At 68.4% G+C, this 21,242-nt stretch carries 22 protein-coding genes; 16 read left to right on the top strand and 6 right to left on the bottom strand.

Features of this window, described 5'->3' with window-relative positions; genetic code table 11:
• Positions 1-30: 30 nt before the first annotated feature.
• From BTE28158_RS17750 to BTE28158_RS17760, 3 genes are all read right to left on the bottom strand, one after another.
• A complete protein-coding gene (locus BTE28158_RS17750; protein ID WP_124626835.1) occupies positions 31-1,005 on the bottom strand; it encodes a quinone oxidoreductase family protein in 975 nt (324 codons plus the stop codon).
• A 172-nt stretch (positions 1,006-1,177) separates the two neighbouring features.
• Positions 1,178-1,570, bottom strand: coding sequence for a methylglyoxal synthase (locus BTE28158_RS17755; protein ID WP_059533273.1), 393 nt, complete (start codon positions 1,568-1,570; stop codon positions 1,178-1,180).
• Between the two features lie 55 nt (positions 1,571-1,625).
• Positions 1,626-2,405: an SDR family oxidoreductase gene (locus BTE28158_RS17760; RefSeq protein ID WP_059600397.1), complete on the bottom strand. Its 780-nt coding sequence runs from the start codon at positions 2,403-2,405 to the stop codon at positions 1,626-1,628.
• Positions 2,406-2,621: 216 nt separating this feature from the next.
• Here BTE28158_RS17760 and upp point away from each other — a divergent pair, with 216 nt between their 5' ends.
• The 13 genes from upp to BTE28158_RS17825 all read left to right on the top strand — a co-directional run bounded on the left by upp (position 2,622) and on the right by BTE28158_RS17825 (position 14,173).
• A complete protein-coding gene (gene upp / locus BTE28158_RS17765; RefSeq protein ID WP_006478229.1) occupies positions 2,622-3,272 on the top strand; it encodes a uracil phosphoribosyltransferase in 651 nt (216 codons plus the stop codon).
• 217 nt (positions 3,273-3,489) lie between these two features.
• Positions 3,490-4,218: a YebC/PmpR family DNA-binding transcriptional regulator gene (locus BTE28158_RS17770; protein ID WP_044844700.1), complete on the top strand. Its 729-nt coding sequence runs from the start codon at positions 3,490-3,492 to the stop codon at positions 4,216-4,218.
• 105 nt (positions 4,219-4,323) lie between these two features.
• The gene (gene purD / locus BTE28158_RS17775) at positions 4,324-5,604 is read left to right on the top strand and encodes a phosphoribosylamine--glycine ligase (RefSeq protein WP_059600396.1); all 1,281 of its coding nucleotides are present in this window, start codon (positions 4,324-4,326) and stop codon (positions 5,602-5,604) included.
• 117 nt (positions 5,605-5,721) lie between these two features.
• Positions 5,722-6,642 carry an oxygen-dependent coproporphyrinogen oxidase gene (gene hemF / locus BTE28158_RS17780; protein WP_151049488.1) on the top strand — a complete coding sequence of 307 codons (921 nt, stop codon included), beginning with the start codon at positions 5,722-5,724 and terminating at the stop codon, positions 6,640-6,642.
• Positions 6,639-7,397: a nicotinate-nucleotide adenylyltransferase gene (locus tag BTE28158_RS17785; protein WP_151049486.1), complete on the top strand. Its 759-nt coding sequence runs from the start codon at positions 6,639-6,641 to the stop codon at positions 7,395-7,397. Before hemF ends, BTE28158_RS17785 begins: the two co-directional genes overlap by 4 nt.
• A 4-nt stretch (positions 7,398-7,401) precedes the next feature.
• On the top strand, positions 7,402-7,842 hold the full coding sequence (gene rsfS, locus BTE28158_RS17790; protein WP_006752218.1) for a ribosome silencing factor: 441 nt from the start codon (positions 7,402-7,404) through the stop codon (positions 7,840-7,842).
• Between the two features lie 19 nt (positions 7,843-7,861).
• The gene (gene rlmH / locus BTE28158_RS17795) at positions 7,862-8,332 is read left to right on the top strand and encodes a 23S rRNA (pseudouridine(1915)-N(3))-methyltransferase RlmH (protein ID WP_044844705.1); all 471 of its coding nucleotides are present in this window, start codon (positions 7,862-7,864) and stop codon (positions 8,330-8,332) included.
• A gap of 51 nt (positions 8,333-8,383) precedes the next feature.
• Entirely contained in the window at positions 8,384-9,016 is a 633-nt protein-coding gene (locus BTE28158_RS17800) for a Maf family protein (protein ID WP_151049485.1), read from the top strand.
• An 8-nt stretch (positions 9,017-9,024) separates the two neighbouring features.
• Positions 9,025-10,494: a ribonuclease G gene (gene rng / locus BTE28158_RS17805; RefSeq protein ID WP_059600392.1), complete on the top strand. Its 1,470-nt coding sequence runs from the start codon at positions 9,025-9,027 to the stop codon at positions 10,492-10,494.
• 121 nt (positions 10,495-10,615) lie between these two features.
• Positions 10,616-10,951, top strand: coding sequence for a YggL 50S ribosome-binding family protein (locus BTE28158_RS17810; protein WP_059600391.1), 336 nt, complete (start codon positions 10,616-10,618; stop codon positions 10,949-10,951).
• A 393-nt stretch (positions 10,952-11,344) separates the two neighbouring features.
• Positions 11,345-12,307 (top strand): PRC-barrel domain containing protein, encoded by a 963-nt coding sequence (locus tag BTE28158_RS17815; RefSeq protein WP_151049483.1) that lies wholly within the window; start codon positions 11,345-11,347, stop codon positions 12,305-12,307.
• Entirely contained in the window at positions 12,304-13,563 is a 1,260-nt protein-coding gene (locus tag BTE28158_RS17820; RefSeq protein WP_151049481.1) for an MFS transporter, read from the top strand. The genes BTE28158_RS17815 and BTE28158_RS17820 overlap by 4 nt, the downstream gene beginning before the upstream one ends.
• Positions 13,564-13,594: 31 nt before the next feature.
• Positions 13,595-14,173: an FUSC family protein gene (locus tag BTE28158_RS17825; protein WP_124626821.1), complete on the top strand. Its 579-nt coding sequence runs from the start codon at positions 13,595-13,597 to the stop codon at positions 14,171-14,173.
• Positions 14,174-14,231: 58 nt separating this feature from the next.
• On the opposite strand, the gene BTE28158_RS17830 is transcribed toward BTE28158_RS17825, so the two are convergent.
• Both BTE28158_RS17830 and msbA read right to left on the bottom strand, forming a co-directional pair.
• Complete coding sequence (locus tag BTE28158_RS17830; protein ID WP_151049479.1) at positions 14,232-14,624, bottom strand: RcnB family protein; 393 nt, start codon at positions 14,622-14,624, stop codon at positions 14,232-14,234.
• A gap of 88 nt (positions 14,625-14,712) precedes the next feature.
• Entirely contained in the window at positions 14,713-16,464 is a 1,752-nt protein-coding gene (gene msbA / locus BTE28158_RS17835) for a lipid A export permease/ATP-binding protein MsbA (RefSeq protein WP_239007344.1), read from the bottom strand.
• A gap of 224 nt (positions 16,465-16,688) precedes the next feature.
• Between msbA and BTE28158_RS17840 the strand changes: the two genes are divergently transcribed.
• The 3 genes from BTE28158_RS17840 to BTE28158_RS17850 all read left to right on the top strand — a co-directional run bounded on the left by BTE28158_RS17840 (position 16,689) and on the right by BTE28158_RS17850 (position 19,844).
• Positions 16,689-17,441, top strand: a complete 753-nt coding sequence (locus BTE28158_RS17840) for a glycosyltransferase family 2 protein (protein WP_174919986.1) — start codon at positions 16,689-16,691, stop codon at positions 17,439-17,441.
• Positions 17,442-17,586: 145 nt separating this feature from the next.
• Positions 17,587-18,429 carry a glycosyltransferase family 2 protein gene (locus BTE28158_RS17845; RefSeq protein WP_151052298.1) on the top strand — a complete coding sequence of 281 codons (843 nt, stop codon included), beginning with the start codon at positions 17,587-17,589 and terminating at the stop codon, positions 18,427-18,429.
• Between the two features lie 134 nt (positions 18,430-18,563).
• Positions 18,564-19,844: an O-antigen ligase family protein gene (locus BTE28158_RS17850; protein WP_059600384.1), complete on the top strand. Its 1,281-nt coding sequence runs from the start codon at positions 18,564-18,566 to the stop codon at positions 19,842-19,844.
• Positions 19,845-20,013: 169 nt separating this feature from the next.
• Here BTE28158_RS17850 and BTE28158_RS17855 read toward each other — a convergent pair whose 3' ends face one another.
• A complete protein-coding gene (locus tag BTE28158_RS17855) occupies positions 20,014-21,192 on the bottom strand; it encodes a glycosyltransferase family 9 protein (RefSeq protein WP_151052296.1) in 1,179 nt (392 codons plus the stop codon).
• Positions 21,193-21,242: the final 50 nt, after the last annotated feature.

The following is a 21,242-nucleotide window of genomic DNA, read 5'->3' on the forward strand; positions in this document are numbered from 1 at the left end:
GCCGGCGTGGCGCCGGCACGAAGGGATGCGTCAGGGAACGAGGATCGTCGAGCCGGTCGTCTTGCGCGCTTCGAGATCTTCATGCGCGCGGCCGACTTCCGCGAGCGGATAGCGCTGGTTGATGCTCGTCTTCACCTTTCCCGACAGGATCACGTCGAACAGCTCGGCGGCCGCGGATTCGAGATCCGCACGCTTCGCGATGTACGAGAACAGCGTCGGCCGCGTGAAGAACAGCGAGCCGCGCGACGAAAACTCCTTCGAGTCGATCGGCGGCAGCGGGCCCGACGCATTACCGAAGCTGACGAACAGACCGAGCGGCGCGAGGCAGTCGAGCGAGCCGATGTAGGTGTCCTTGCCGATCGAGTCGTAGACGACCGGCACGCCCGCGCCGTTCGTGATCTCCTTCACGCGCTGCGTGAAGTTCTCGCGCGTATAGACGATCGGATGATCGCAGCCGTGCGCCTTTGCGAGCGCGGCCTTCTCGTCGGAGCCGACCGTCCCGATCACGGTCGCGCCGAGCGCCTTCGCCCACTGGCACACGAGCAGGCCGACACCGCCGGCCGCCGCGTGGATCAGGATCGTGTCACCGGCCTTCACCGGGTACGTGCGGCGCAGCAGGTAGTGCGCGGTCAGTCCCTGCAGCATCACCGATGCCGCGTCGTCGTAGCTGATCCCGTCGGGCAGCTTCACGAGCCGCTCGGCCGGCATCACGCGCTCCTGCGCGTACGCGCCCGGCGGCTGCCCGACGTAGGCGACGCGGTCGCCCGCCTTGAGCGCGGTCACGCCGTCGCCGACGGCCGTCACCTCGCCCGCCGCCTCCATCCCGAGGCCGCCGGGCAGCGGCTGCGGGTAAAGGCCGGTGCGGAAATACACGTCGATGTAGTTGAGCCCGACCGCATGCTGCCGGATGCGGACTTCGCCCGCCTTCGGTTCGCCGACCTCGACATCGACCCACTTCATCACGTCCGGGCCGCCCGGCTGGTCGTATCGGATTGCTTTCGGCATCGTTTCGCTCCTCGTTTCTGAATCGGTCAGGGGAAATTCGGCTCGCCGACGCCAGCCGTTGCCGATCGGTACAGGACCGGCGGCGGTGCGCGTCGCGACGCCCGATTCTCGCGCGTCACCGCCGGGCGTGCATGGCCCTGCCGCCAGCAAGGGCAATCAGGCTGGCGGGCGACTAGCAGACGTCCTGCATGTTCCGCGCCAGGTCGTCGAGCAGCATCCGCGCGGTCGCCACGTTCGTCGCGACCGGCACGTCGTGCACGTCGCACGCGCGCACCAGCGCGGTGATGTCCGGATCGTGCGGCTGCGCGGTCATCGGGTCACGCAGGAACACGACGATGTCGACGCGGCCTTCGGCCAGTTCCGCACCGATCTGCAGGTCGCCGCCGAGCGGCCCCGACAGCTTGCGCTCGACCTCGAGCCCATGCGCGGCGGCGATGCGGCCGCCCGTCGTGCCCGTTCCGACCAGCCTGCATTGCGCGAGCGTCTCGCGGTACTGGCCCGCGAGCGCGACGATCTCGTCCTTCTTCGCGTCGTGCGCGATCAATGCGATGCGGGGTTTGCTCATCTCCGTTTCCTTCGTGGGTCGATTGTTGTCGTATGTGTGAATGGCGGTGCGCGCGTCAGAACGTACCCGGATACGCGCCGCCGTCGAGCAGCCAGTTCTGCCCGGTGATGTAGCCGGCATGGACGCTGCAGAGGAACGCGCACGCCGCGCCGAATTCGGCACGCGTGCCGAGGCGCCCAGCCGGGATTTCCTTCGCGCGCCGCGCGCGCATCTCGTCGACCGTCACGCCCTGCGCCTTCGCCGACGCGGCGAGCGTCGTCGCGATCCGGTCGGTGTCGAACAGCCCGGGCAGCAGATTGTTTATCGTCACGCCCTGCCCCGCGACCTTGCGCGACAGCCCCGCGACGAAGCCGGTCAGTCCCGAGCGCGCACCGTTCGACAGCGCGAGCACGTCGATCGGCGCCTTCACGGCCGAACTCGTGATGTTGACGATCCGGCCGAAACCGCGCCCGATCATCCCGTCCACGGTCGCGCGGATCAGCTCGATCGGCGTCAGCATGTTCGACTCCAGCGCGCGGATCCAGTCGTCGTGCGAGAAATCACGGAAGTCGCCGGGCGGCGGCCCGCCGGCATTCGTCACGAGAATGTCCGGCTGCGGGCAGGCGGCGAGCGCGGCCGCGCGGCCGTCGGGCGTCGTGATGTCGCAGGCGACGGCGGTGACTGACACGTTCGACCCGGCGCGGATCTCCTCCGCGGTTTCCTCCAGCGTGTCGCGCGTGCGCGCGACGATCACGAGATTCACGCCCTCGGCGGCCAGCGCTTCCGCGCAGCCGCGCCCGAGCCCCTTGCTCGCCGCGCACACGAGCGCGGTCTTTCCTGCGATGCCGAGATCCATCGTCGATTCCCTTATGGCGACGCGCGCCGGCGCAGCCGCCCGCATCGCCGGACGGGCGAGCGGTCGGAAACGGGCGAACACGGCGCGCGGATTGTCGTGAGACGTCGATAATATCCGGATCAGGTGGCGCGCCTTGGTAAAATTGCGGCCATAAGCGGCGGCCGGCCTCGCGCCATCGCCGCCCCCGATCCCCTTTTGCCGCCAAGGCACCCCGTCATGAAACAGGACAGCCGTTTCCCGAATCTCTTCATCACTGATCACCCGCTGATCCAGCACAAGCTGACCCACATGCGCGACAAGGACACGTCGACGCGCACGTTCCGCGAACTGCTGCGCGAGATCACGCTGCTGATGGGCTACGAGATCACCCGTAACCTCCCGATCACGACCAAGCGGGTCGAAACCCCGCTCGTGGCGGTCGACGCGCCGGTGATCGCGGGCAAGAAGCTCGCGATCGTGCCCGTGCTGCGGGCCGGCATCGGGATGTCGGACGGCCTGCTCGACCTGGTGCCGTCCGCGCGCGTCGGCCACATCGGCGTGTACCGCGCCGAGGATCACCGCCCGGTCGAATACCTGGTGCGCCTGCCCGATCTCGAGGATCGCATCTTCATTCTGTGCGACCCGATGGTCGCGACCGGCTATTCGGCCGTGCACGCGGTCGACGTGCTCAAGCGCCGCAACGTGCCGGCCGCGAACATCATGTTCGTCGCACTGGTCGCCGCGCCCGAGGGCGTGCAGGTGTTCCAGGACGCGCACCCGGACGTGAAGCTGTTCGTCGCATCGCTCGACTCGCACCTGAACGAGCACGCGTACATCGTGCCGGGCCTGGGCGACGCAGGCGACCGCCTGTTCGGCACCAAGAACTGACGCACGGCGGCGCCGGGGCGCGCGGCACGGCGCTCCGAGCGGCCCTCCCGGCCGTTCGGCCATGCACGGCGGCCCCGAAGCGACGGTCGCCGCGTGATAAAATCACGTTCCACTCGACACGCGCGGCCCCGCGGCATCATGCCCGCCCAGACGGCCGCCGATTCAACGACACATTGGCACAATCGCCCGCGCAGCGCGCCCGGGCACGGAGAAAGGTATGGCTGGTCATTCGAAATGGGCCAACATCAAGCATAAGAAGGCAGCGGCCGACGCGAAGCGCGGCAAGATCTGGACCCGCCTGATCAAGGAAATCCAGGTCGCGGCCCGCCTCGGCGGCGGCGACGCCAGCTCGAACCCGCGTCTGCGTCTCGCGGTCGACAAGGCAGCCGACGCGAACATGCCGAAAGACAACGTCAAGCGCGCGATCGACCGCGGCGTCGGCGGCGCGGACGGCGCGAACTACGAAGAAATCCGTTACGAAGGCTACGGCATCAGCGGCGCGGCGATCATCGTCGACACGCTGACCGACAACCGCACCCGCACGGTCGCGGAAGTCCGTCACGCATTCTCGAAGTTCGGCGGCAACATGGGCACCGACGGTTCGGTCGCGTTCATGTTCGATCACGTCGGCCAGTTCCTGTTCGCGCCCGGCACGTCGGAAGACGCGCTGATGGAAGCGGCGCTCGAAGCCGGCGCGGACGACGTCAGCACGAACGACGACGGCTCGATCGAAGTGCTGTGCGACTGGCAGGCCTTCTCGGCGGTGAAGGACGCGCTCGAAGCCGCGGGCTTCAAGGCCGAACTCGCCGAAGTGACGATGAAGCCGCAGAACGAAGTCGAATTCACCGGCGACGATGCGGCGAAGATGCAGAAGCTCCTGGACGCGCTCGAAAACCTCGACGACGTGCAGGAGGTGTATACGAACGCCGTCATCGTCGAGGAATGAGATGCCGGCCGCCGTGCTCATCGTCGCGGCGGCGGCCCGACCGATTTCGCGGCCGGCGCGCCTGAGCGTGCCGGCCGCCCTGTTTTCTAGTCTGCGGGGAATCCCATGAAACTACTCGTCGTCGGTTCCGGCGGCCGCGAACATGCGCTGGCGTGGAAGCTCGCGCAGTCGCCGCGTGTCCAGATGGTCTACGTCGCGCCCGGCAATGGCGGCACGGCGCAGGACGAGCGTCTGAAGAACGTCGACATCACGGCGCTCGACGAACTCGCCGATTTCGCGGAACGCGAAGGCGTCGCGTTCACGCTCGTCGGGCCGGAAGCGCCGCTCGCGGCGGGCATCGTCAACCTGTTCCGCGCACGCGGCCTGAAGGTCTTCGGCCCGACCCGCGAAGCCGCACAGCTCGAAAGCTCGAAGGATTTCGCGAAGGCGTTCATGAAGCGCCACGGCATCCCCACCGCCGAGTACGAAACGTTCTCCGACGTGGCTGCCGCACACGCGTACATCGACGCGAAGGGTGCGCCGATCGTCGTGAAGGCCGACGGCCTCGCGGCCGGCAAGGGCGTCGTCGTCGCGATGACGCTGGAAGAAGCACACGAAGCCGTCGACATGATGCTGTCGGGCAACAAGCTCGGCGACGCCGGCGCGCGCGTCGTGATCGAGGAATTCCTCGACGGCGAGGAAGCAAGCTTCATCGTGATGGTCGACGGCAAGCACGCGCTGGCGCTGGCCTCGAGCCAGGACCACAAGCGCCTGCTCGACGAGGACCGCGGCCCGAACACGGGCGGCATGGGCGCCTACTCGCCCGCGCCGATCGTCACGCCTCAGATGCACGCACGCGTGATGCGCGAAATCATCATGCCGACGGTGCGCGGGATGGAGAAGGACGGCATCCGCTTCACGGGCTTCCTGTATGCGGGCCTGATGATCGACAAGGAAGGTAATCCGCGCACGCTCGAGTTCAACTGCCGGATGGGCGACCCCGAGACGCAGCCGATCATGGCGCGCCTGAAGAGCGATTTCTCGAAGGTCGTCGAACAGGCGATCGCGGGCACGCTCGACACGGTCGAGCTCGACTGGGACCGCCGCACCGCGCTCGGCGTCGTGCTGGCCGCGCACGGTTATCCGGACGCGCCGCGCAAGGGCGACCGCATCAACGGGATCCCGGCCGAGACCGAACAGGCCGTGACGTTCCATGCGGGCACGACGCTCGCCGAAGGCGACAAGCTCGTCACGTCGGGCGGCCGCGTGCTGTGCGTGGTCGGTCTCGCCGATTCGGTGCGCGAAGCCCAGCAGCATGCGTACGACACGATCAATCAGATCAATTTCGAAGGCATGCAGTACCGCCGCGACATCGGCTTCCGCGCGCTTAACCGCAAGAGCGCGTGACGCCCTGACCGCCGCCTGCCGTCACAAGCGGCGGCCTCCTCTGCCGGGGTTCGATAGAATGCCCGGCAGATGCCTTTTTTACGGCCCCCGCTTCGCGCGGAGGCACCCAGTTCAGACATGACCGATTCGACCTACGACGTGGCGCGCGTGCGCACGTACCTCCAGGGCCTGCAGACACGTATCGCCGACGCGCTCGGCGCGGTCGACGGCACGCCGCTCGCGACCGATGCGTGGCAGCGCGGGCCGGAAGAGCGCCTGCGCGGCGGCGGCTGCACCCGGATTCTCGAAGGCGGCCGCGTGTTCGAGCGCGCTGGGATCGGTTTTTCCGACGTCGCGGGCGACGCGCTGCCGCCGTCGGCGAGCGCCGCGCGCCCGCAGCTGGCCGGCCGCGGCTTCGAGGCGCTCGGCGTGTCGCTCGTGCTGCACCCGCGCAACCCGTACTGCCCGACGGTGCACATGAACGTGCGGATGCTGATCGCGACGAAGCCCGACGAGGCGCCGATCTTCTGGTTCGGCGGCGGAATGGATCTGACACCGGTTTATCCGTTCGAGGACGACGCGCGGCATTTCCACCAGACCTGCAAGGACGCGCTCGACCCGTTCGGTGCCGAGCTCTATCCGCGTTTCAAGACGTGGTGCGACGAGTATTTCTTCCTGAAGCACCGCAACGAGACGCGCGGCATCGGCGGGATCTTCTTCGACGACTTCTCCGAACCCGGATTCGAACGCTCGTTCGAGATGATGCAGCGCGTCGGCGACGCGTTCCTGAACGCGTACCTGCCGATCGTCGAACGCCGGGTCGCGCTGCCGTACGGCGAGCGTGAACGCGACTTCCAGGCTTACCGGCGCGGCCGCTACGTGGAATTCAACCTCGTGTTCGACCGCGGCACGCTGTTCGGCCTGCAAAGCGGTGGCCGGACCGAATCGATCCTGATGTCGATGCCGCCGGTCGCGAACTGGCGCTACAACTGGCAGCCCGAGCCGGGCTCGCCCGAAGCGCGCCTGAGCGAGTTCCTCCTGCCGCGCGACTGGGTCTGAGCCCGTCGCGCCCCGCCGCCCCAAGAACAGGACACGTTTTTCTGGACACCACCGCCCGCCCCGCCCCGCAGCCGCGCCCGCCGTTACGTCGCATCGGCCTGCTGGGCGGCACGTTCGATCCGATCCACGACGGCCACCTCGCGCTCGCGCGCCGGTTCGCCGACGTGCTCGGCCTGACCGACCTCGTGCTGCTGCCCGCCGGGCAGCCTTACCAGAAGCGCGACGTGTCGGCCGCCGAGCATCGGCTCGCGATGACGCGCGCCGCTGCCGGCTCGCTGTCTCTGCCCGGCGTGACAATCACCGTCGCGACCGACGAGATCGAGCACGCGGGGCCGACCTATACGGTCGAGACGCTCGCGCGCTGGCGCGATCGGATCGGCCCCGACGCCTCGCTGTCGCTGCTGATCGGCGCCGACCAGCTGGTGCGGCTCGACACGTGGCGCGACTGGCGCAAGCTGTTCGACTACGCGCACGTGTGCGCGTCGACGCGCCCGGGCTTCGACCTCGGCACGGCGCCACCGGCGGTCGCACGGGAAATCGCGCGGCGGCAGGCCGGCGCCGATGTGCTGAAAGCGACACCGGCCGGCCACCTGCTGATCGACACGACACTGGCGTTCGATATCGCCGCAACCGACATCCGTGCGCACCTGCGCGAATGCATCGCGCGTCATGCGCAGATGCCCGACGCGTCGGCCGAACATGTACCGGCCGCCGTCTGGGCCTATATTCTTCAACATCGTCTCTACCATTCCTGATTCCATGGATATCCGCAAACTGCAGCGCGTGATCGTCGACGCTCTCGAAGACATCAAGGCGCAAGACATCAAGGTGTTCAACACCAGCCACCTGACCGAACTGTTCGACCGCGTGATCGTCGCGTCGGGCACGTCGAACCGCCAGACCAAGGCGCTCGCGTCGAGCGTGCGCGACAAGGTCAAGGAAGCCGGCGGCGACATCGTCAGCTCCGAGGGCGAAGACACGGGCGAATGGGTGCTGGTCGACTGCGGCGACGCCGTCGTGCACATCCTGCAACCGGCGCTGCGCCAGTACTACAACCTCGAGGAAATCTGGGGCGACAAGCCCGTGCGGATGAAGCTCGGCGGCGGCAAGGACGGTTTCGCGACGGCCAGCGAAGGCGAGGACGACGAGGAAGAAGCGCCCGCACGCCCGGCGCGCAAGACGGCGGCCCGCCGCCGCTGAGCCGCAGCGAGTCGTCCCGATGAAGCTTTTCATCCTCGCGGTCGGCCACAAGATGCCCGGCTGGATCGCGTCCGGCTTCGACGAATACACGAAGCGCATGCCGCCCGAGCTGCGCATCGAGCTGCGCGAGATCAAGCCCGAACTGCGTTCGGGCGGCCGCAGCGCGGAAAGCGTGATGGCGGCCGAGCGGCAGAAGATCGAGGCCGCGCTGCCGAAGGGCGCGCGCATCGTCGCGCTCGACGAGCGCGGCCGCGACTGGACCACCATGCAGCTCGCGCAGGCGCTGCCCGGCTGGCAGCAGGACGGCCGTGACGTCGCATTCGTGATCGGCGGCGCCGACGGGCTCGATCCGGAACTCAAGGCGCGCGCCGACCTGCTACTGCGCATTTCGAGCATGACGCTGCCGCACGGTATGGTGCGCGTGCTGCTTGCCGAACAGCTTTACCGGGCGTGGAGCATCACGCAGAATCACCCCTATCACCGCGCATGACGCGTCGTCTTCTGGACGCGCGACGCGCGCGCACGACGAGATAACGACACCATGCCGTCCAGCACGCCCCCCGCCCTTTTCCCGATTCTCTACCTCGCTTCGCAAAGCCCGCGCCGCCAGGAGCTGCTGCTGCAGATCGGCGTGCGCTTCGAATTGCTGCTGCCGCGCCCCGACGAGGACGCCGAGGCGCTCGAAGCCGAATTGCCCGGCGAAGCCGCCGATGTGTACGTCCGGCGCGTGACCGTCGCGAAGGCCGAGGCCGCACGTGCGCGCCTCGTCGCGAGCGGCAAGCCGGCCGCGCCGGTGCTGGTTGCGGACACCACCGTGACGATCGACGGCGCGATCCTCGGCAAGCCGGCCGATGCCGCCGACGCGCTCGCGATGCTGACCCGCCTGGCGGGCCGCGAACACGAGGTGCTCACCGCGGTCGCGGTGATCGGCGCCGACGGCGAACTGCTGCCGCCCGCGCTGTCGCGCTCGTCGGTGCGCTTCGCGGCCACGCCGCGCGACGCGTTCGAACGTTACGTCGACAGCCGTGAACCGTTAGGCAAGGCCGGCGCCTACGCGATCCAGGGGCGTGCGGCCGAATTCATCGAGCGAATCGAGGGCTCCCATTCGGGTATCATGGGTCTGCCCCTCTTTGAGACTGCGGCACTGCTGCGCGCCGCGCGCGTCGACTTCTGAATCCCACCATGAACGAAGAAATCCTGATCAACCTCACGCCGCAGGAAACGCGGGTCGCACTCGTGCAGCAAGGCGCGGTGCAGGAGCTTCACGTCGAGCGCACGCTGTCGCGCGGGCGGGTCGGCAACATCTACCTCGGCAAGGTCGTGCGCGTGCTGCCCGGCATGCAGTCGGCGTTCATCGACATCGGCCTCGAGCGCGCGGCGTTCCTGCACGTCGCCGACATCTGGCATCCGCGCCTCGCGGGCGAGCCGCAGTCGGGCGCGCCGCACCAGCCGATCGAGAAGACCGTCTTCGAGGGCCAGACGCTGATGGTCCAGGTGATCAAGGATCCGATCGGCACGAAGGGCGCGCGACTGTCGACGCAGGTCAGCATCGCAGGCCGCACGCTCGTGTACCTGCCGCAGGAGCCGCACATCGGCATCTCGCAGAAGATCGAGAGCGAGGCCGAGCGCGAGGCCGTGCGCGCACGGCTGACCGCCGTGATCCCGCCGGACGAGAAAGGCGGCTACATCGTGCGCACGATCGCCGAGGATGCGACTTCCGACGAACTGGCGGGCGACGTCACGTATCTGCGCAAGACCTGGGCGACGATCGTCGCGCAAGCGCAGCGGCTGCCGGCGACGAGCCTGCTGTACCAGGATCTCGATCTCGCGCAGCGCGTGTTGCGCGATTTCGCGAACGACGACACGACGCGCATCCAGGTCGATTCGCGCGAGACCTACCAGCGCCTCGCGGAATTCGCGGGCGAGTTCACGCCGGCGGTGAGCCCGAAGCTGCATCACTACACCGGCGAGCGGCCGCTGTTCGACCTGTACAACATCGAGACGGAGATCCAGCGCGCACTGTCGCGCCGCGTCGACCTCAAGTCGGGCGGCTACCTGATGATCGATCAGACCGAGGCGATGACGACGATCGACGTGAACACCGGCGGCTACGTCGGTGCACGCAACTTCGACGACACGATCTTCAAGACCAACCTCGAGGCCGCGCATACGATCGCGCGGCAGCTGCGTCTGCGCAACCTCGGCGGGATCATCATCATCGACTTCATCGACATGGAGAACGCCGAGCATCGCGACGCGGTGCTGTCCGAGCTGAAGAAGGCGCTGTCGCGCGATCGCACGCGCGTGACGGTCAACAGCTTCTCGCAGCTCGGGCTCGTCGAGATGACGCGCAAGCGCACGCGCGAATCGCTCGCGCACGTGCTGTGCGAGCCATGCCCGACCTGCCAGGGCAAGGGCCAGGTGAAGACGTCGCGCACCGTGTGCTACGACATCCTGCGCGAGATCCTGCGCGAGTCGCGCCAGTTCAACCCGCGCGAATTCCGCGTGATCGCCGCGCAGCAGGTGATCGATTTGTTCCTCGACGAGGAGTCGCAGCATCTTGCGATGCTGATCGACTTCATCGGCAAGCCGGTATCGCTGCAGGTCGAGTCGAACCTTAGCCAGGAGCAGTACGATATCGTGCTGATGTGACGTTCCGTCTGCCCGCCGCCGGCTACGCCGCGCGGCGATCCAACGCGGCGCCGGCCGCTCGCGCATGTCATATCCGCGCCCGCCGCCGCTGCCTTTTTCCTCTTCCCGTTCATCACACACCATGAGCCAACGCCACAACCGCCGCCAGCGCAAGAAACTCCACATCGCCGAGTTCCAGGAACTCGCGTTCAACGCGACCGCGCAATACAGCAAAGAATTGTCCGACCTCGAACGCGGTCAGCTGATCGATTCGTTCATCGATTTCGTCGAAGCGAACGGGCTGCTGACCGTCGCGTCCGCCGACGAAGGGATCGGCGCATACGTGATCTCCGGCGCACCGCGCGGCACGACGACCGATGCCGACCGCGAAAACGTCCGTGCATGGCTGGCCGCACGGCCCGAGCTGACCGACGTCAAGGTCAGCGAATTCACCGATGCGTGGTATCCGGACGCCTGACTTTCCGGTTTCTGCCTGCATCGGGCAGCGCCCGCGCCGGCCCGCCATGACGGCGGGCCAGGCCGGCGCCTGGATGTCCCGCCTTCTCTTCCGCCTCCGTTACCCGCCTCCCGACACCCGCGCAACCGGCACGGCTCGCACGATTCACGCCGTGTCGACCGTGACTACCCCTGATCAGGCGCCGCGGCTGCATCCTCGACCATCATTCGGCATCCCTCGGGCCGCCACCGATCCCTTCCTTTTCCCGACGGTCCGCCTCCAATCGGCCATCGAAATCGGTCCTGAAAGCAAGACACGTTAAACTCTCACCTCGCGTGGTGCGCCGCCCGCACCCGCCATCCATCGCCAGCCGCGAGCCTCCGGGCCCGCCCCCGACCCATGGAGTGAGTGTCAATGAGCGGCGGACTCCCGTTTCCCGCATCCCGCATGTCGTTACCGTCCTCGACGGTCTTCCTCGTTCTCGCGGCCGCCGCGCTGCTGTCCGGCTGCGGGCTGCTGCCGACCCAGAATCCGCCTGCGCCGATCAGCGAGGCGCTCGTCGAGCCCATCGGGGAAACAGCCGGCGAACCGCTGACGATGCCGCCCGTGCCGCCGCTCGTCCAGCCGGAGGAACCGGAAGCGCCGAAGAAGCCGCACCGTGAAGTGACGAAGCCGAAGCCGGTGCAGCGCCCCGAATCGCCGACGCCGCCTCCGCCGCCCCCGCCGCCGCTCGTCGCGACACGCCCGCTCGACCGCACCCAGATCCATGCGCTGCTCGACAGCGAGGTCGCGCGCCGCAACGGCAAGGTGATCGGCCGCGCGGTCGACATGGTGACCGACGCAAGCGGCAAACCGCGCGAGATGATCGTCAACCTGCAGGGGTTCATGGGTGTCGGCGACCGCAAGGTCGTCTTCCCGTGGAACGTGTTCCGCTTCACGCCGGGCGGCAAACAGGAACCGATCGTGCTCGACGTGCCATCGGGCGACCTGCCGCCGGCCGCCCGCCCCAAGGCCGTGCCGCTGTCGGGCTCGGCCGCGGCGTCGCCCGCGACGCGTCTGCCGCTGCTCGACAGCGACGTCGAACGCCCGAACGGCACGAAGATCGGCCGGGTCGTCGACGTGCTGATCGACCGCGGCGCGCAACCGCAGGCCGTCGTGCTCGACCTCGGCGGGCTCGTCAATACCGACCGCCGCTCGATCGCCGCGAGCTGGGGCGCGTTGCGCTTCGTCATGCGCGACAAGGCGCTGCGTCCGCAACTCGACCTGAACGACGCGCAGATCAAGGCGTCGCCGCCCTACGCGGCCGACAAGCCGATCGTCGTGGTCTCGCCGCCGGTTACTGCCGCGCCGGCTTCGCCTGCGAGTGCCGCCCGATGACGATCAAGCATTCCGTCAGCGTTCGCAGTCTCCGGGCCCTCGACTGGCTCAACTTTTTCGTTGCAAACGTTCAAACCGGGTTCGGTCCGTTCATCGCGTCCTACCTCGCGTCGCACAAGTGGACGCAGGGCGAGATCGGCATGGTGCTGTCGATCGGCACGATCAGCGCGATGGTCAGCCAGGTGCCGGGCGGCGCCGCCGTCGACGCGCTGAAGAACAAGAAAGGCGCGGCCGCATGGGCGATCGCGGCCATCATCCTGTCCGCGGTGCTGCTCGCGTCGAGCCCGACGATCGTGCCGGTGATCGCGGCCGAAGTGTTCCACGGCTTCGCGAGCTGCATGCTCGTGCCCGCGATGGCCGCGATCTCGTTCTCGTTGGTCGGCCGCGCCGACCTCGGCGACCGGCTCGGCCGCAACGCGCGCTGGGCATCGATCGGCAGCGCGGTCGCCGCGGGCCTGATGGGGCTCACCGGCGAGTATTTCTCCGCGCGCGCTGTGTTCTGGCTGACCGCCGTGCTGGCATTGCCCGCGCTGTTCGCGCTCGCGATGATCCAGCCGACACACGAAGTGATTCCGCATGCGCCGAAACCCGACGACCACGACGAAGGCGAGGCACGCGAGACGCTTTCCGAGCTGCTGCGCGATCGCCGGATGCTGACCTTCGCGGCATGCGTCGTGCTGTTCCACCTGTCGAACGCGGCGATGCTCAACCTCGCGGCCGGCGAAGTGACGGCCGGCATGGGCGAGAACGTGCAGCTCGTGATCGCCGCGTGCATCATCGTGCCGCAGGCGATCGTCGCGATGCTGTCTCCGTGGGTCGGCCGCTCCGCGCAACGCTGGGGACGCCGGCCGATCCTGCTGCTCGGCTTCTCGGCGCTGCCGGTGCGCGCGCTGCTGTTCGCCGGCGTGAGCAGCCCCTACCTGCTGGTGCCGGTGCAGATGCTCGATGGCATCAGCGCGGCCGTGTTCGGTGTGATGCTGCCGCTGATCGCGGCCGATGTCGCAGGCGGCAAGGGCCGCTACAACCTGTGCATCGGGCTGTTCGGGCTTGCGGCCGGAATCGGCGCGACGCTCAGCACGGCCGTGGCCGGCTTTGTCGCCGATCACTTCGGCAATGCGGTCAGCTTCTTCGGGCTCGCCGCCGCCGGCGCGCTCGCCGTGCTGCTGGTCTGGCTCGCGATGCCGGAAACGCGCGTCGAAAACGGCGATGCGGCCACCGGAGAGCCGGCCGCCGCATCGTCGGAACAGGCGCACTGACGCGCCCGCACCCGCTTCCCGGCCCGACACGATGGATACGATCAGGACACTCAACGAAGCCCGCCAGCAGATCCAGCAGTCGATCTTCGATCTGTTCAAGGGGCTGACTTTCGGCGAGCGGCTCACGCAAGGCGCGCTGATGGCGTTGCAAGCGGTCTGCGGCGCGTGCCTCGCGTACACGATCGGTCGCGCGCTGCACACCGAGCAGGCAGTGTGGGCGGCGGTCACCGCGATCGCCGTCACGCAGCACAACTATTCGGACACGATGTCGTTGTCGCGCGACCAGTTCATCGGCGCGATGATCGGCGGCCTGGTCGGCTTCGCGGGTGCCGCGCTCGGTGGCGACCGCCTCGTCGCCTATGCGATCGCGGTCGCGGTCACGATCATCAGCTGCTGGTGCCTGAATGTCGGCAGCGCGGCTCGGCTCGGCGGCGTGACCACGACGATCGTGCTGCTGTTTCCGGGCAACGGCCCGCTATGGGACATTCCGCTGATGCGGCTCGGGGAAGTGGCGCTCGGCACCGTCTGCGCGCTGGCCGTGTGCTGGGCGATGTCGCACATCGAGCGGCGCGGGTTCCGCCGGGCGGCGGACAAGGATAAGGACAAGTGACGCGGCTGCCGGAGCGCACGCTCCGGCATCCTGATGAATCGATGATCGGCGACAGGTGTTACGGACCGACCCGCAGCACGATGCCCGAGCCGATCTGCACGAGCAGGTAGTCGCCGCCGACGCCCACCCAGTGATAGCCGCGCGGCGGCGGGCTCAGGCGGTAGCCGCGCCAGTCGTCGACCACGTACTGGCGATCGCGGAATTCGTCCGGGAGACGATCGCCCCTGTGCCACTCACGGCGCGGCTGGTCGGCCCAGCGCGGCGGCACGTCGTCTTCGCGATGCATCGCCTGCCCCGGCGGCATGTGCCTCGGGCCGTGGCCGTGCCGCATACCCGGGCCGCCGTGGTCTCCGCGGTTGTCGTAGTTGCCGTGATCCTGCGCCATCGCGACCGGCGCTGCGAAACCCGCCGCGACCAGCGCGGCCAGCATCATCCCGTGCATCTTCTTCATCGCCCTTCCCTCCGTGTTGTCACGTCGAACCGGAAACAACGAAACCGGACCTGCCGGATCAAGACTAGCACACGGGTGCGATCCGACGTCACGCCGCCTGCTGCTGGTACTGGATCCGGTGAAGGTGCGCGTACAGCCCGCCATGGCGCAGCAGCTCGTCGTGGCTGCCCGTTTCGACGATCTTGCCGGCTTCGAGCACGAGGATCCGGTCCGCACGCTCGATCGTGGACAGCCGGTGCGCGATCACGAGCGTCGTGCGCCCTTCCATCAGCCGCTCGAGCGCGGCCTGCACGTGGCGCTCGGATTCCGAATCGAGCGCCGAGGTCGCCTCGTCGAGGATCAGGATCGGCGCGTCCTTGTAGATCGCGCGCGCGATCGCGAGCCGCTGCCGTTGGCCGCCCGACAGACGCATCCCGTTACCGCCGACCAGCGTGTCGAGCCCGTCCGGCATCGCGGCGACCGCGTCGGCGAGGTTCGCGGCCTCGAGCGCCGCCTGCACGCGTGCGCGGTCGGGCGTCTGCCCGTACGCGACGTTCGCGGCGATCGTGTCGTTGAACAGCACGACGTCCTGGCTGACCATCGCCATCTGGCTGCGCAGCGCGTGGATGTCGTAGTCGGACACCGCCACGCCGTCGACCAGGATCGCGCCGCCCGTCGGATCGAAGAAGCGAGGCAACAGGTTGACGAGGGTCGTCTTGCCGCTGCCCGACGGCCCCGCGAGCGCGATCATCTCGCCCGGCGCGACCTTGAACGAAATGCGGTCGAGCGTCGGCCGCTCGGAGGCGCCGTAGTCGAACGACACGTCGCGGAATTCGATCTCGCCACGAGCGTTCGGCAGCGCACGGTCGCCGCCCTGCGGCTCGGCCGGCTCGTCGATCAGCCCGAAGATCAGCTCGGCGGCCGTCATCCCGCGCTGCAGCGGCTGGTTGACGTCGATCAGGTGCTTGAGCGGCGAAATCACCAGCAGCATCGACGTGACGAACGCGACGAAGCCGCCGACCGTCGTCTGGTCGTTGGTCGACTGCACGACCGCGATCGTGATCACGACCGCGAGCGCGATCGACGCGAGGAACTGCGTCAGCGGCTGCGCGAGCCCGCCCGAGATCGTCATGCGCATCGCGTAGCCGCGCAGGCGCTTGCTCATCGTCGTGAAGCGATCCATCTCGTACGCTTCGCCGTTGTGCACCTTCACGACCTTGTAGCCGCCGACCGTCTCCTCGACGATGTAGGACAGCTCGTTGGTCAGCGTCTGGTGCTCGCGGTTCAGGCGGCGCAGGCGACGGTTGATCTTGCTGACGAGCCAGCCGATGCCCGGCAGGATCACCGCGACGATCAGCGTGAGCCGCCAGTTCAGGTAGAACAGGTAACCGAGCAGGAACACCACGGTCAGCGAGTCGCGCACGAGCGTGACCATCACGCCGGTCAGCACCGACAGGATCTGGTTGACCTCGAACACGATCGCGTTGATCACGGTGCTCGCGGTCTCGCGCTGGAAGAACGATGCGCCCGTGTGGATCATCCGCTGGAACATCTCGAGCCGCAGTTGCAGCAGGATGCGGTTCGACACGTAGTTGAGCAGGTAGTTGGACGCATACTGCGACACGCCGCGCACGAGCGCGAGGCCGATCACCGCGATCGGCACGTACCATTTCGCGCGGTCGCTGCCGTGCGAGCCGAAGCCGTGATCGAGCAGCGGCTTGAGCAGTGCCGGGATCCCGGCTTCCGTGGCCGCGACGACGCCCATCGTCATCACGGCGAGCACCACGATGCCGATGAGCGGCCGGATGTACGGCCACAGGCGCTTGAGGACCGTGACCGGCGACGTACCGGTGCCGTCCATCGGTTTGCGAAGAGTGTTCTGGGTTTCCAAGGCAATCCTTCTTGAGCCGCGACGCGGCGCCCGGGGCGTGACTGCCCGGAATTCACCCCGTCCGGCGGGTGCCGAAAAAGGCCCAACATTATAGCTGCACCGCCCTCGCCGGCATGGCCGCCGCCGAAGCGGCCGCCGGCCGGCGCGCGGGTATACTGCCGCTCACCGTTTTTCTCCGCCTTTTCGACGATTTCATGGCAGAACCCACCCTCGGCGTCGCCCTCATCGCCCTCAACGCGGCCGCGCGGCTCGCGCAGTGCCTCGACGCGCTGACCTTCGCCGACGACGTCGTCGTGATCGACGGCGGCAGCACCGACGATACCGTGGCGATCGCCCGCGCGCACGGCGCCCGCGTGATCGTCGAGCGCGACTGGCCGGGTTTCGGCCCGCAGAAGAACCGCGCGCTCGACGCCCTCGAGACCGACTGGATCCTGTCGCTCGACACCGACGAGGTGGTCAGCCCGGAACTCGCGCAGTCGATCCGCGCGGTCATTCGCGCACCGGCCGCGCAGGTCTATGCGCTCGACCGGCTGTCGAGCTTCTGCGGCCAATGGATCCGCCACAGCGGCTGGTATCCGGACTGGGTGCCGCGCCTGTTCCGGCGCGGCACCGCCCGCTTCTCCGACGACCTGGTGCACGAACGGCTCGTGTTCGACACGCCCGCGCAGCGGCTGCCGGGCAAGCTGATGCACTATTCGTACGAGGATTTCGAAACCGTCGTGCGCAAGCTCGATGCGTATTCGACGGCCGGCGCGCGCCAGCGCCGCGCGGCCGGCCAGCGCGGCGGCTTCGGCAAGGCGCTCGCGCGCGGCGCATGGGCGTTCGTGCGGACCTACGTGCTGCGGCGCGGGTTTCTCGACGGCCGCGCGGGCTTCATGATCGCCGTGTTCAACGCGGAAACGGTGTACTACCGGTTCCTGAAGCTCGGCCACGAGCCGACCCGCTGAGCGCGCGCCGCCCTGCCCCGATCCTGACGGCGCCGGCATGCGGCCGGCCCGGCGTTACAATGCCGGGCTGCCCGCGCGCCATGCGCGCCCGAGTGCGGCGCCGCGCCACGCGCCGCCGACACGACGACCACCGAATCCGACCGCCATGTTCTCCATCATCATCCCGACCTGGAACAACCTGCCGTACCTCAAGCTCGTCGTCGACAGCCTGCGCCGCCATTCGGCGCATGACCACCAGATCATCGTGCACGTGAACGACGGCTCGGACGGCACGCTCGACTGGGTGCGCGGCGAAGGCATCGAGCACACCGCGTCGCCGGCCAACATCGGCATCTGCCACGCGGTGAACCTGGCCGCCGCGCGCGCGACGCGCGACTACGTCGTCTACATGAACGACGACATGTACTGCTGCCCCGGCTGGGACGCGGCGCTCGTGCGGCGCATCGAGCAGATGCCGACCGACCTGTTCATGCTGTCCGGCACGATGGTGGAGCCGGTCGACACGCGCAATCCGTGCGTTGTCGTCAGCAATTTCGGCCGCGACGCCGAACAGTTCGACGCGGCCGGCCTCGTCGCGGCAACGCCGCGGCTCGCGCGCGCGGACTGGCTCGGCTCGACCTGGCCGCCGACGCTCGTGCACCGCGACTGGTGGAACCGCATCGGCGGCTACAGCAGCGAGCTGTCGCCGGGGATGAGCAGCGACAACGACTTCTCGATGAAATTCTGGGACGCCGGCTGCCGGATCTTCCTCGGCGTCGGCGACAGCCTCGTCTATCACTTCCAGCAGAAGAGCACGGGCAAGATCGTCAAGAACGATGGCCGCCGCCAGTTCCTCAACAAATGGGGCATGACCCAGGCCACGTTCGACCGCTACTACCTGCATCGCGGCGAGCCGGCCGGCTCGCGACTCGCGCTCGATACGCCGGCCGTCGAGGGGCGCCTGAAGCGCGCACTGCTGCGCTCGCGGATCAAGCGCGCATTCAGCTGATCGGACCCCGGAAACGGTAAAGAAACGCCCGCCGCTTCGCGTATACTGCGCGCTTCGTCCCGCGCGGTGCCGCCGGGACGCGCGGCGCGCAGCACGGTGCCTGCATGCCGCATTCGCCCATTCGACAGGTTCCGATGCTTTCGTTTTCCGCTCCCGCCACGCGGCGCCTGACCGCCGCCCGCGCCTTCGCCGTCATCGCGCTGTGCATGGTGCCCGTCTCGACCGCGCTGACCAACGTGTTCTGCGGGCTGTTCGCGGCCGCGCTCGTCATCTCCCCCGAATTCTGGCGCGACCTGCGCACGTTCATCACCGAACCGGCGTCGCTCGCGGCGCTCCTGATCCTCGCGGCGCTGACCGCGAGCGTCACCTATACCGTCGCGCCGCACCCGAAGGCGTGGAACTGGGTCGCCAAGTACGACAAGCTGCTGCTGCTGCCGTTTGCCGTGCTCGCCTTCCGCCACTCGAACTGGGCGCCGATCGTGCGGCGAGCGTGGTTCGGGACGCTGTGCGTGATCCTGCTGCTGTCGACCACCAACTATCTCGGGCTGACCGCGATCGGGCCCGCGCATGCGACCGAACTGCCGCTCTCGCGTGCCTGGGTGTTCAAGAACCACATTGCGGCCGGCATGTTCGGCGCGCTGCTGTTCTACCAGGCCGCCGACCTCGCGCTTTCGGCCCGCACCGCGCTGTCGCGAGCCGCGTATGCCGCCGTCGCCGCATGGTCGCTGATCAACGTGTTCGTGATGCTGCAAGGGCGCACCGGGCAGGTCATCGCGCTGCTGCTGATCCTCGTTGTGGCGGTGCGTTTCGTGCTGTTGATGCGCCGCCAGTCGGCGCTGCGCGCGGGCCTCGCCGCCGGTGCACTGGTCCTGGCGGGCGTCGCACTCGTCGTCGCTGCATGCACGGTGCACAACGGCCGGCTTGTGAAGGTGGTGTCGGAAGTGCAGCAGTATCGGCAGACCGATGCGGTTACATCGACCGGGCTGCGTCTCGAGTGGTACAAGAAGGGGCTCGAGCTGTATCGCATGCGTCCCGTGATCGGCTACGGTGCGGGTGGCCTCGAGTTCGAGTTCGAGAAGCTCACGGCCGGCAAGACGGCCGCCGAAGGGCAGCTCACGTCGAATCCGCATAACGAATACCTGCTGATGGCCGTGCAGCTCGGCGCGCTCGGCGTATTGCTGTTCGTGAACCTGATCGTGCAGATCGCGCGCGGCAGCCGCGCGCTCGATCCGGGTTCGCGGCAGCTGCTGCTCGCGTGGCTCGCGATCTTCGCGATCGGCAGCCTCGCGAATTCGCTGCTGCTCGATTTCGCCGAAGGCCACCTGTTGGTGCTGCTCGCCGGGATCCTGCTCGGCTGCGGCGCGCGCACCGAAGCACTGCCCCGCGAGACGTCGGCGATCCGGCGCAGCGCGTAACGCATCATGCGGCGGGCGGCGCGCGATCCGCGTTGCCACCTGCCACGGATTCGGCCTCTCGGGCTTCAATGGCGGCGCACGCGCGCCGCTGCCGGAAGCACGGCCGCGCGCCGTCGACGCGTCGTCACTCCCCCGCTTTTCAAATCAGGAAACGCAAGGCCTTCACTCGTCAGTCGGAACGCGCGCGATGCAATCGCGACGTGTCGATGACCGCGTCGGCGGCGCCCAGCGGATTCAGCCCGAGCATCTCGGCTGCCGCCGCCTTCACGCGCTGCGTGCCTAGATTGACGAGGCAGTCGCTACGGCTGTCGACATGGCGCTCGCAGCCTTCGTGCCGGCACGGCACGCAATCGCCCTCGCCCTGCAACAGCCAAACGTTGCCGTGCCGTGCGGAACCGCGCAGCGCCCACGGGTTCTCGGTCGCGGGCCAGTACTGCGGCCACGGCCCCCAGCGCACCGGATCGGACGGACCGAACAGCGCGATCGTGTCGGTGCCCGTCGCAGCCGCAACGTGCGTCGCACCCGTATCGGGCCCGATGAAGAGCCGCGCACGCCGCACCAGTTCCGCGCTTTCACCGAACGTCAGCCGACCGACCAGATTCAGCACGTCACCGCCCGCCTCGGCCGCGACCTGCTCCGCGTACTCACGCTCGCGATCGGCCGGACCGCCCGACAGCGCGATCGCGAATCCCTGCGCGCGCAGCCAGTCGATCATCTCGACCCAGCCTTCGAGCCGCCATTGCTTGTAGCGGAACATCGGATACGGATGCAGCACCACGAGCGGCTTGCCCTCGCGGATCGCCGGCGATTCCGCGAGCCACGCGTCGAATCGCGCGCGACGCTCGGGATCGTCGCCGATGCCCGGCGCGACGACTTCGGATACCGGCTCGATGCCGATCACCGGTGCGAGCGCGAGTGTGCTGACGACCGTATGCGCGGATTCGTGATGATTGATCGCGATGCCGTTCAGCATCATTCGCGTCAGCCAGGTGACGCGGTTCGGATCGACGAGGCCGACGCGCTTGCGGCCGGCGAACCAGCTGTAGAAACGCGGCCGGTCGGAGCTCAGCGCCGCGCACGCGAGATCGTAGCGGCGCCACATCGACAGCGCGTCGCGCAGACGCTCCCGGAACCCCGCACGCTGCGCGACGACGATCACGCGCCGCACGTCGGGGTTGTGCTCCAGCACACCCTCGGTGCCACGAAACACCAGCATGTCGATCTGCGCGTCGGGCCAGCGCGCCTTCAGTGAACGCACGAGCGGCGTCGTCAGCAGCACGTCGCCGATGCGGCGTGGGGCTGCGACGAGGATGGTTCTGGGCGGGCGGGCGGAAGAAAACAGGGCCACGGCGATCGTTCCGTCTAGCTGGCTGGACAAGGCTCGCAATGTACAGGATT

Source organism: Burkholderia diffusa (genome assembly GCF_902499115.1).
GTDB lineage: Bacteria > Pseudomonadota > Gammaproteobacteria > Burkholderiales > Burkholderiaceae > Burkholderia > Burkholderia diffusa.

Excerpts from the sequence above, each read along its gene's own strand:
- BTE28158_RS17750 (WP_124626835.1), bottom strand. The coding sequence starts at position 1,005 with ATGCCGAAAGCAATCCGATACGACCAGCCGGGCGGCCCGGACGTGATG.
- BTE28158_RS17755 (WP_059533273.1), bottom strand. The coding sequence starts at position 1,570 with ATGAGCAAACCCCGCATCGCATTGATCGCGCACGACGCGAAGAAGGAC.
- BTE28158_RS17760 (WP_059600397.1), bottom strand. The coding sequence starts at position 2,405 with ATGGATCTCGGCATCGCAGGAAAGACCGCGCTCGTGTGCGCGGCGAGC.
- upp (WP_006478229.1), top strand. The coding sequence starts at position 2,622 with ATGAAACAGGACAGCCGTTTCCCGAATCTCTTCATCACTGATCACCCG.
- BTE28158_RS17770 (WP_044844700.1), top strand. The coding sequence starts at position 3,490 with ATGGCTGGTCATTCGAAATGGGCCAACATCAAGCATAAGAAGGCAGCG.
- purD (WP_059600396.1), top strand. The coding sequence starts at position 4,324 with ATGAAACTACTCGTCGTCGGTTCCGGCGGCCGCGAACATGCGCTGGCG.
- hemF (WP_151049488.1), top strand. The coding sequence starts at position 5,722 with ATGACCGATTCGACCTACGACGTGGCGCGCGTGCGCACGTACCTCCAG.
- rsfS (WP_006752218.1), top strand. The coding sequence starts at position 7,402 with ATGGATATCCGCAAACTGCAGCGCGTGATCGTCGACGCTCTCGAAGAC.
- rlmH (WP_044844705.1), top strand. The coding sequence starts at position 7,862 with ATGAAGCTTTTCATCCTCGCGGTCGGCCACAAGATGCCCGGCTGGATC.
- BTE28158_RS17800 (WP_151049485.1), top strand. The coding sequence starts at position 8,384 with ATGCCGTCCAGCACGCCCCCCGCCCTTTTCCCGATTCTCTACCTCGCT.
- rng (WP_059600392.1), top strand. The coding sequence starts at position 9,025 with ATGAACGAAGAAATCCTGATCAACCTCACGCCGCAGGAAACGCGGGTC.
- BTE28158_RS17810 (WP_059600391.1), top strand. The coding sequence starts at position 10,616 with ATGAGCCAACGCCACAACCGCCGCCAGCGCAAGAAACTCCACATCGCC.
- BTE28158_RS17815 (WP_151049483.1), top strand. The coding sequence starts at position 11,345 with ATGAGCGGCGGACTCCCGTTTCCCGCATCCCGCATGTCGTTACCGTCC.
- BTE28158_RS17820 (WP_151049481.1), top strand. The coding sequence starts at position 12,304 with ATGACGATCAAGCATTCCGTCAGCGTTCGCAGTCTCCGGGCCCTCGAC.
- BTE28158_RS17825 (WP_124626821.1), top strand. The coding sequence starts at position 13,595 with ATGGATACGATCAGGACACTCAACGAAGCCCGCCAGCAGATCCAGCAG.
- BTE28158_RS17830 (WP_151049479.1), bottom strand. The coding sequence starts at position 14,624 with ATGAAGAAGATGCACGGGATGATGCTGGCCGCGCTGGTCGCGGCGGGT.
- msbA (WP_239007344.1), bottom strand. The coding sequence starts at position 16,464 with ATGGACGGCACCGGTACGTCGCCGGTCACGGTCCTCAAGCGCCTGTGG.
- BTE28158_RS17840 (WP_174919986.1), top strand. The coding sequence starts at position 16,689 with ATGGCAGAACCCACCCTCGGCGTCGCCCTCATCGCCCTCAACGCGGCC.
- BTE28158_RS17845 (WP_151052298.1), top strand. The coding sequence starts at position 17,587 with ATGTTCTCCATCATCATCCCGACCTGGAACAACCTGCCGTACCTCAAG.
- BTE28158_RS17850 (WP_059600384.1), top strand. The coding sequence starts at position 18,564 with ATGCTTTCGTTTTCCGCTCCCGCCACGCGGCGCCTGACCGCCGCCCGC.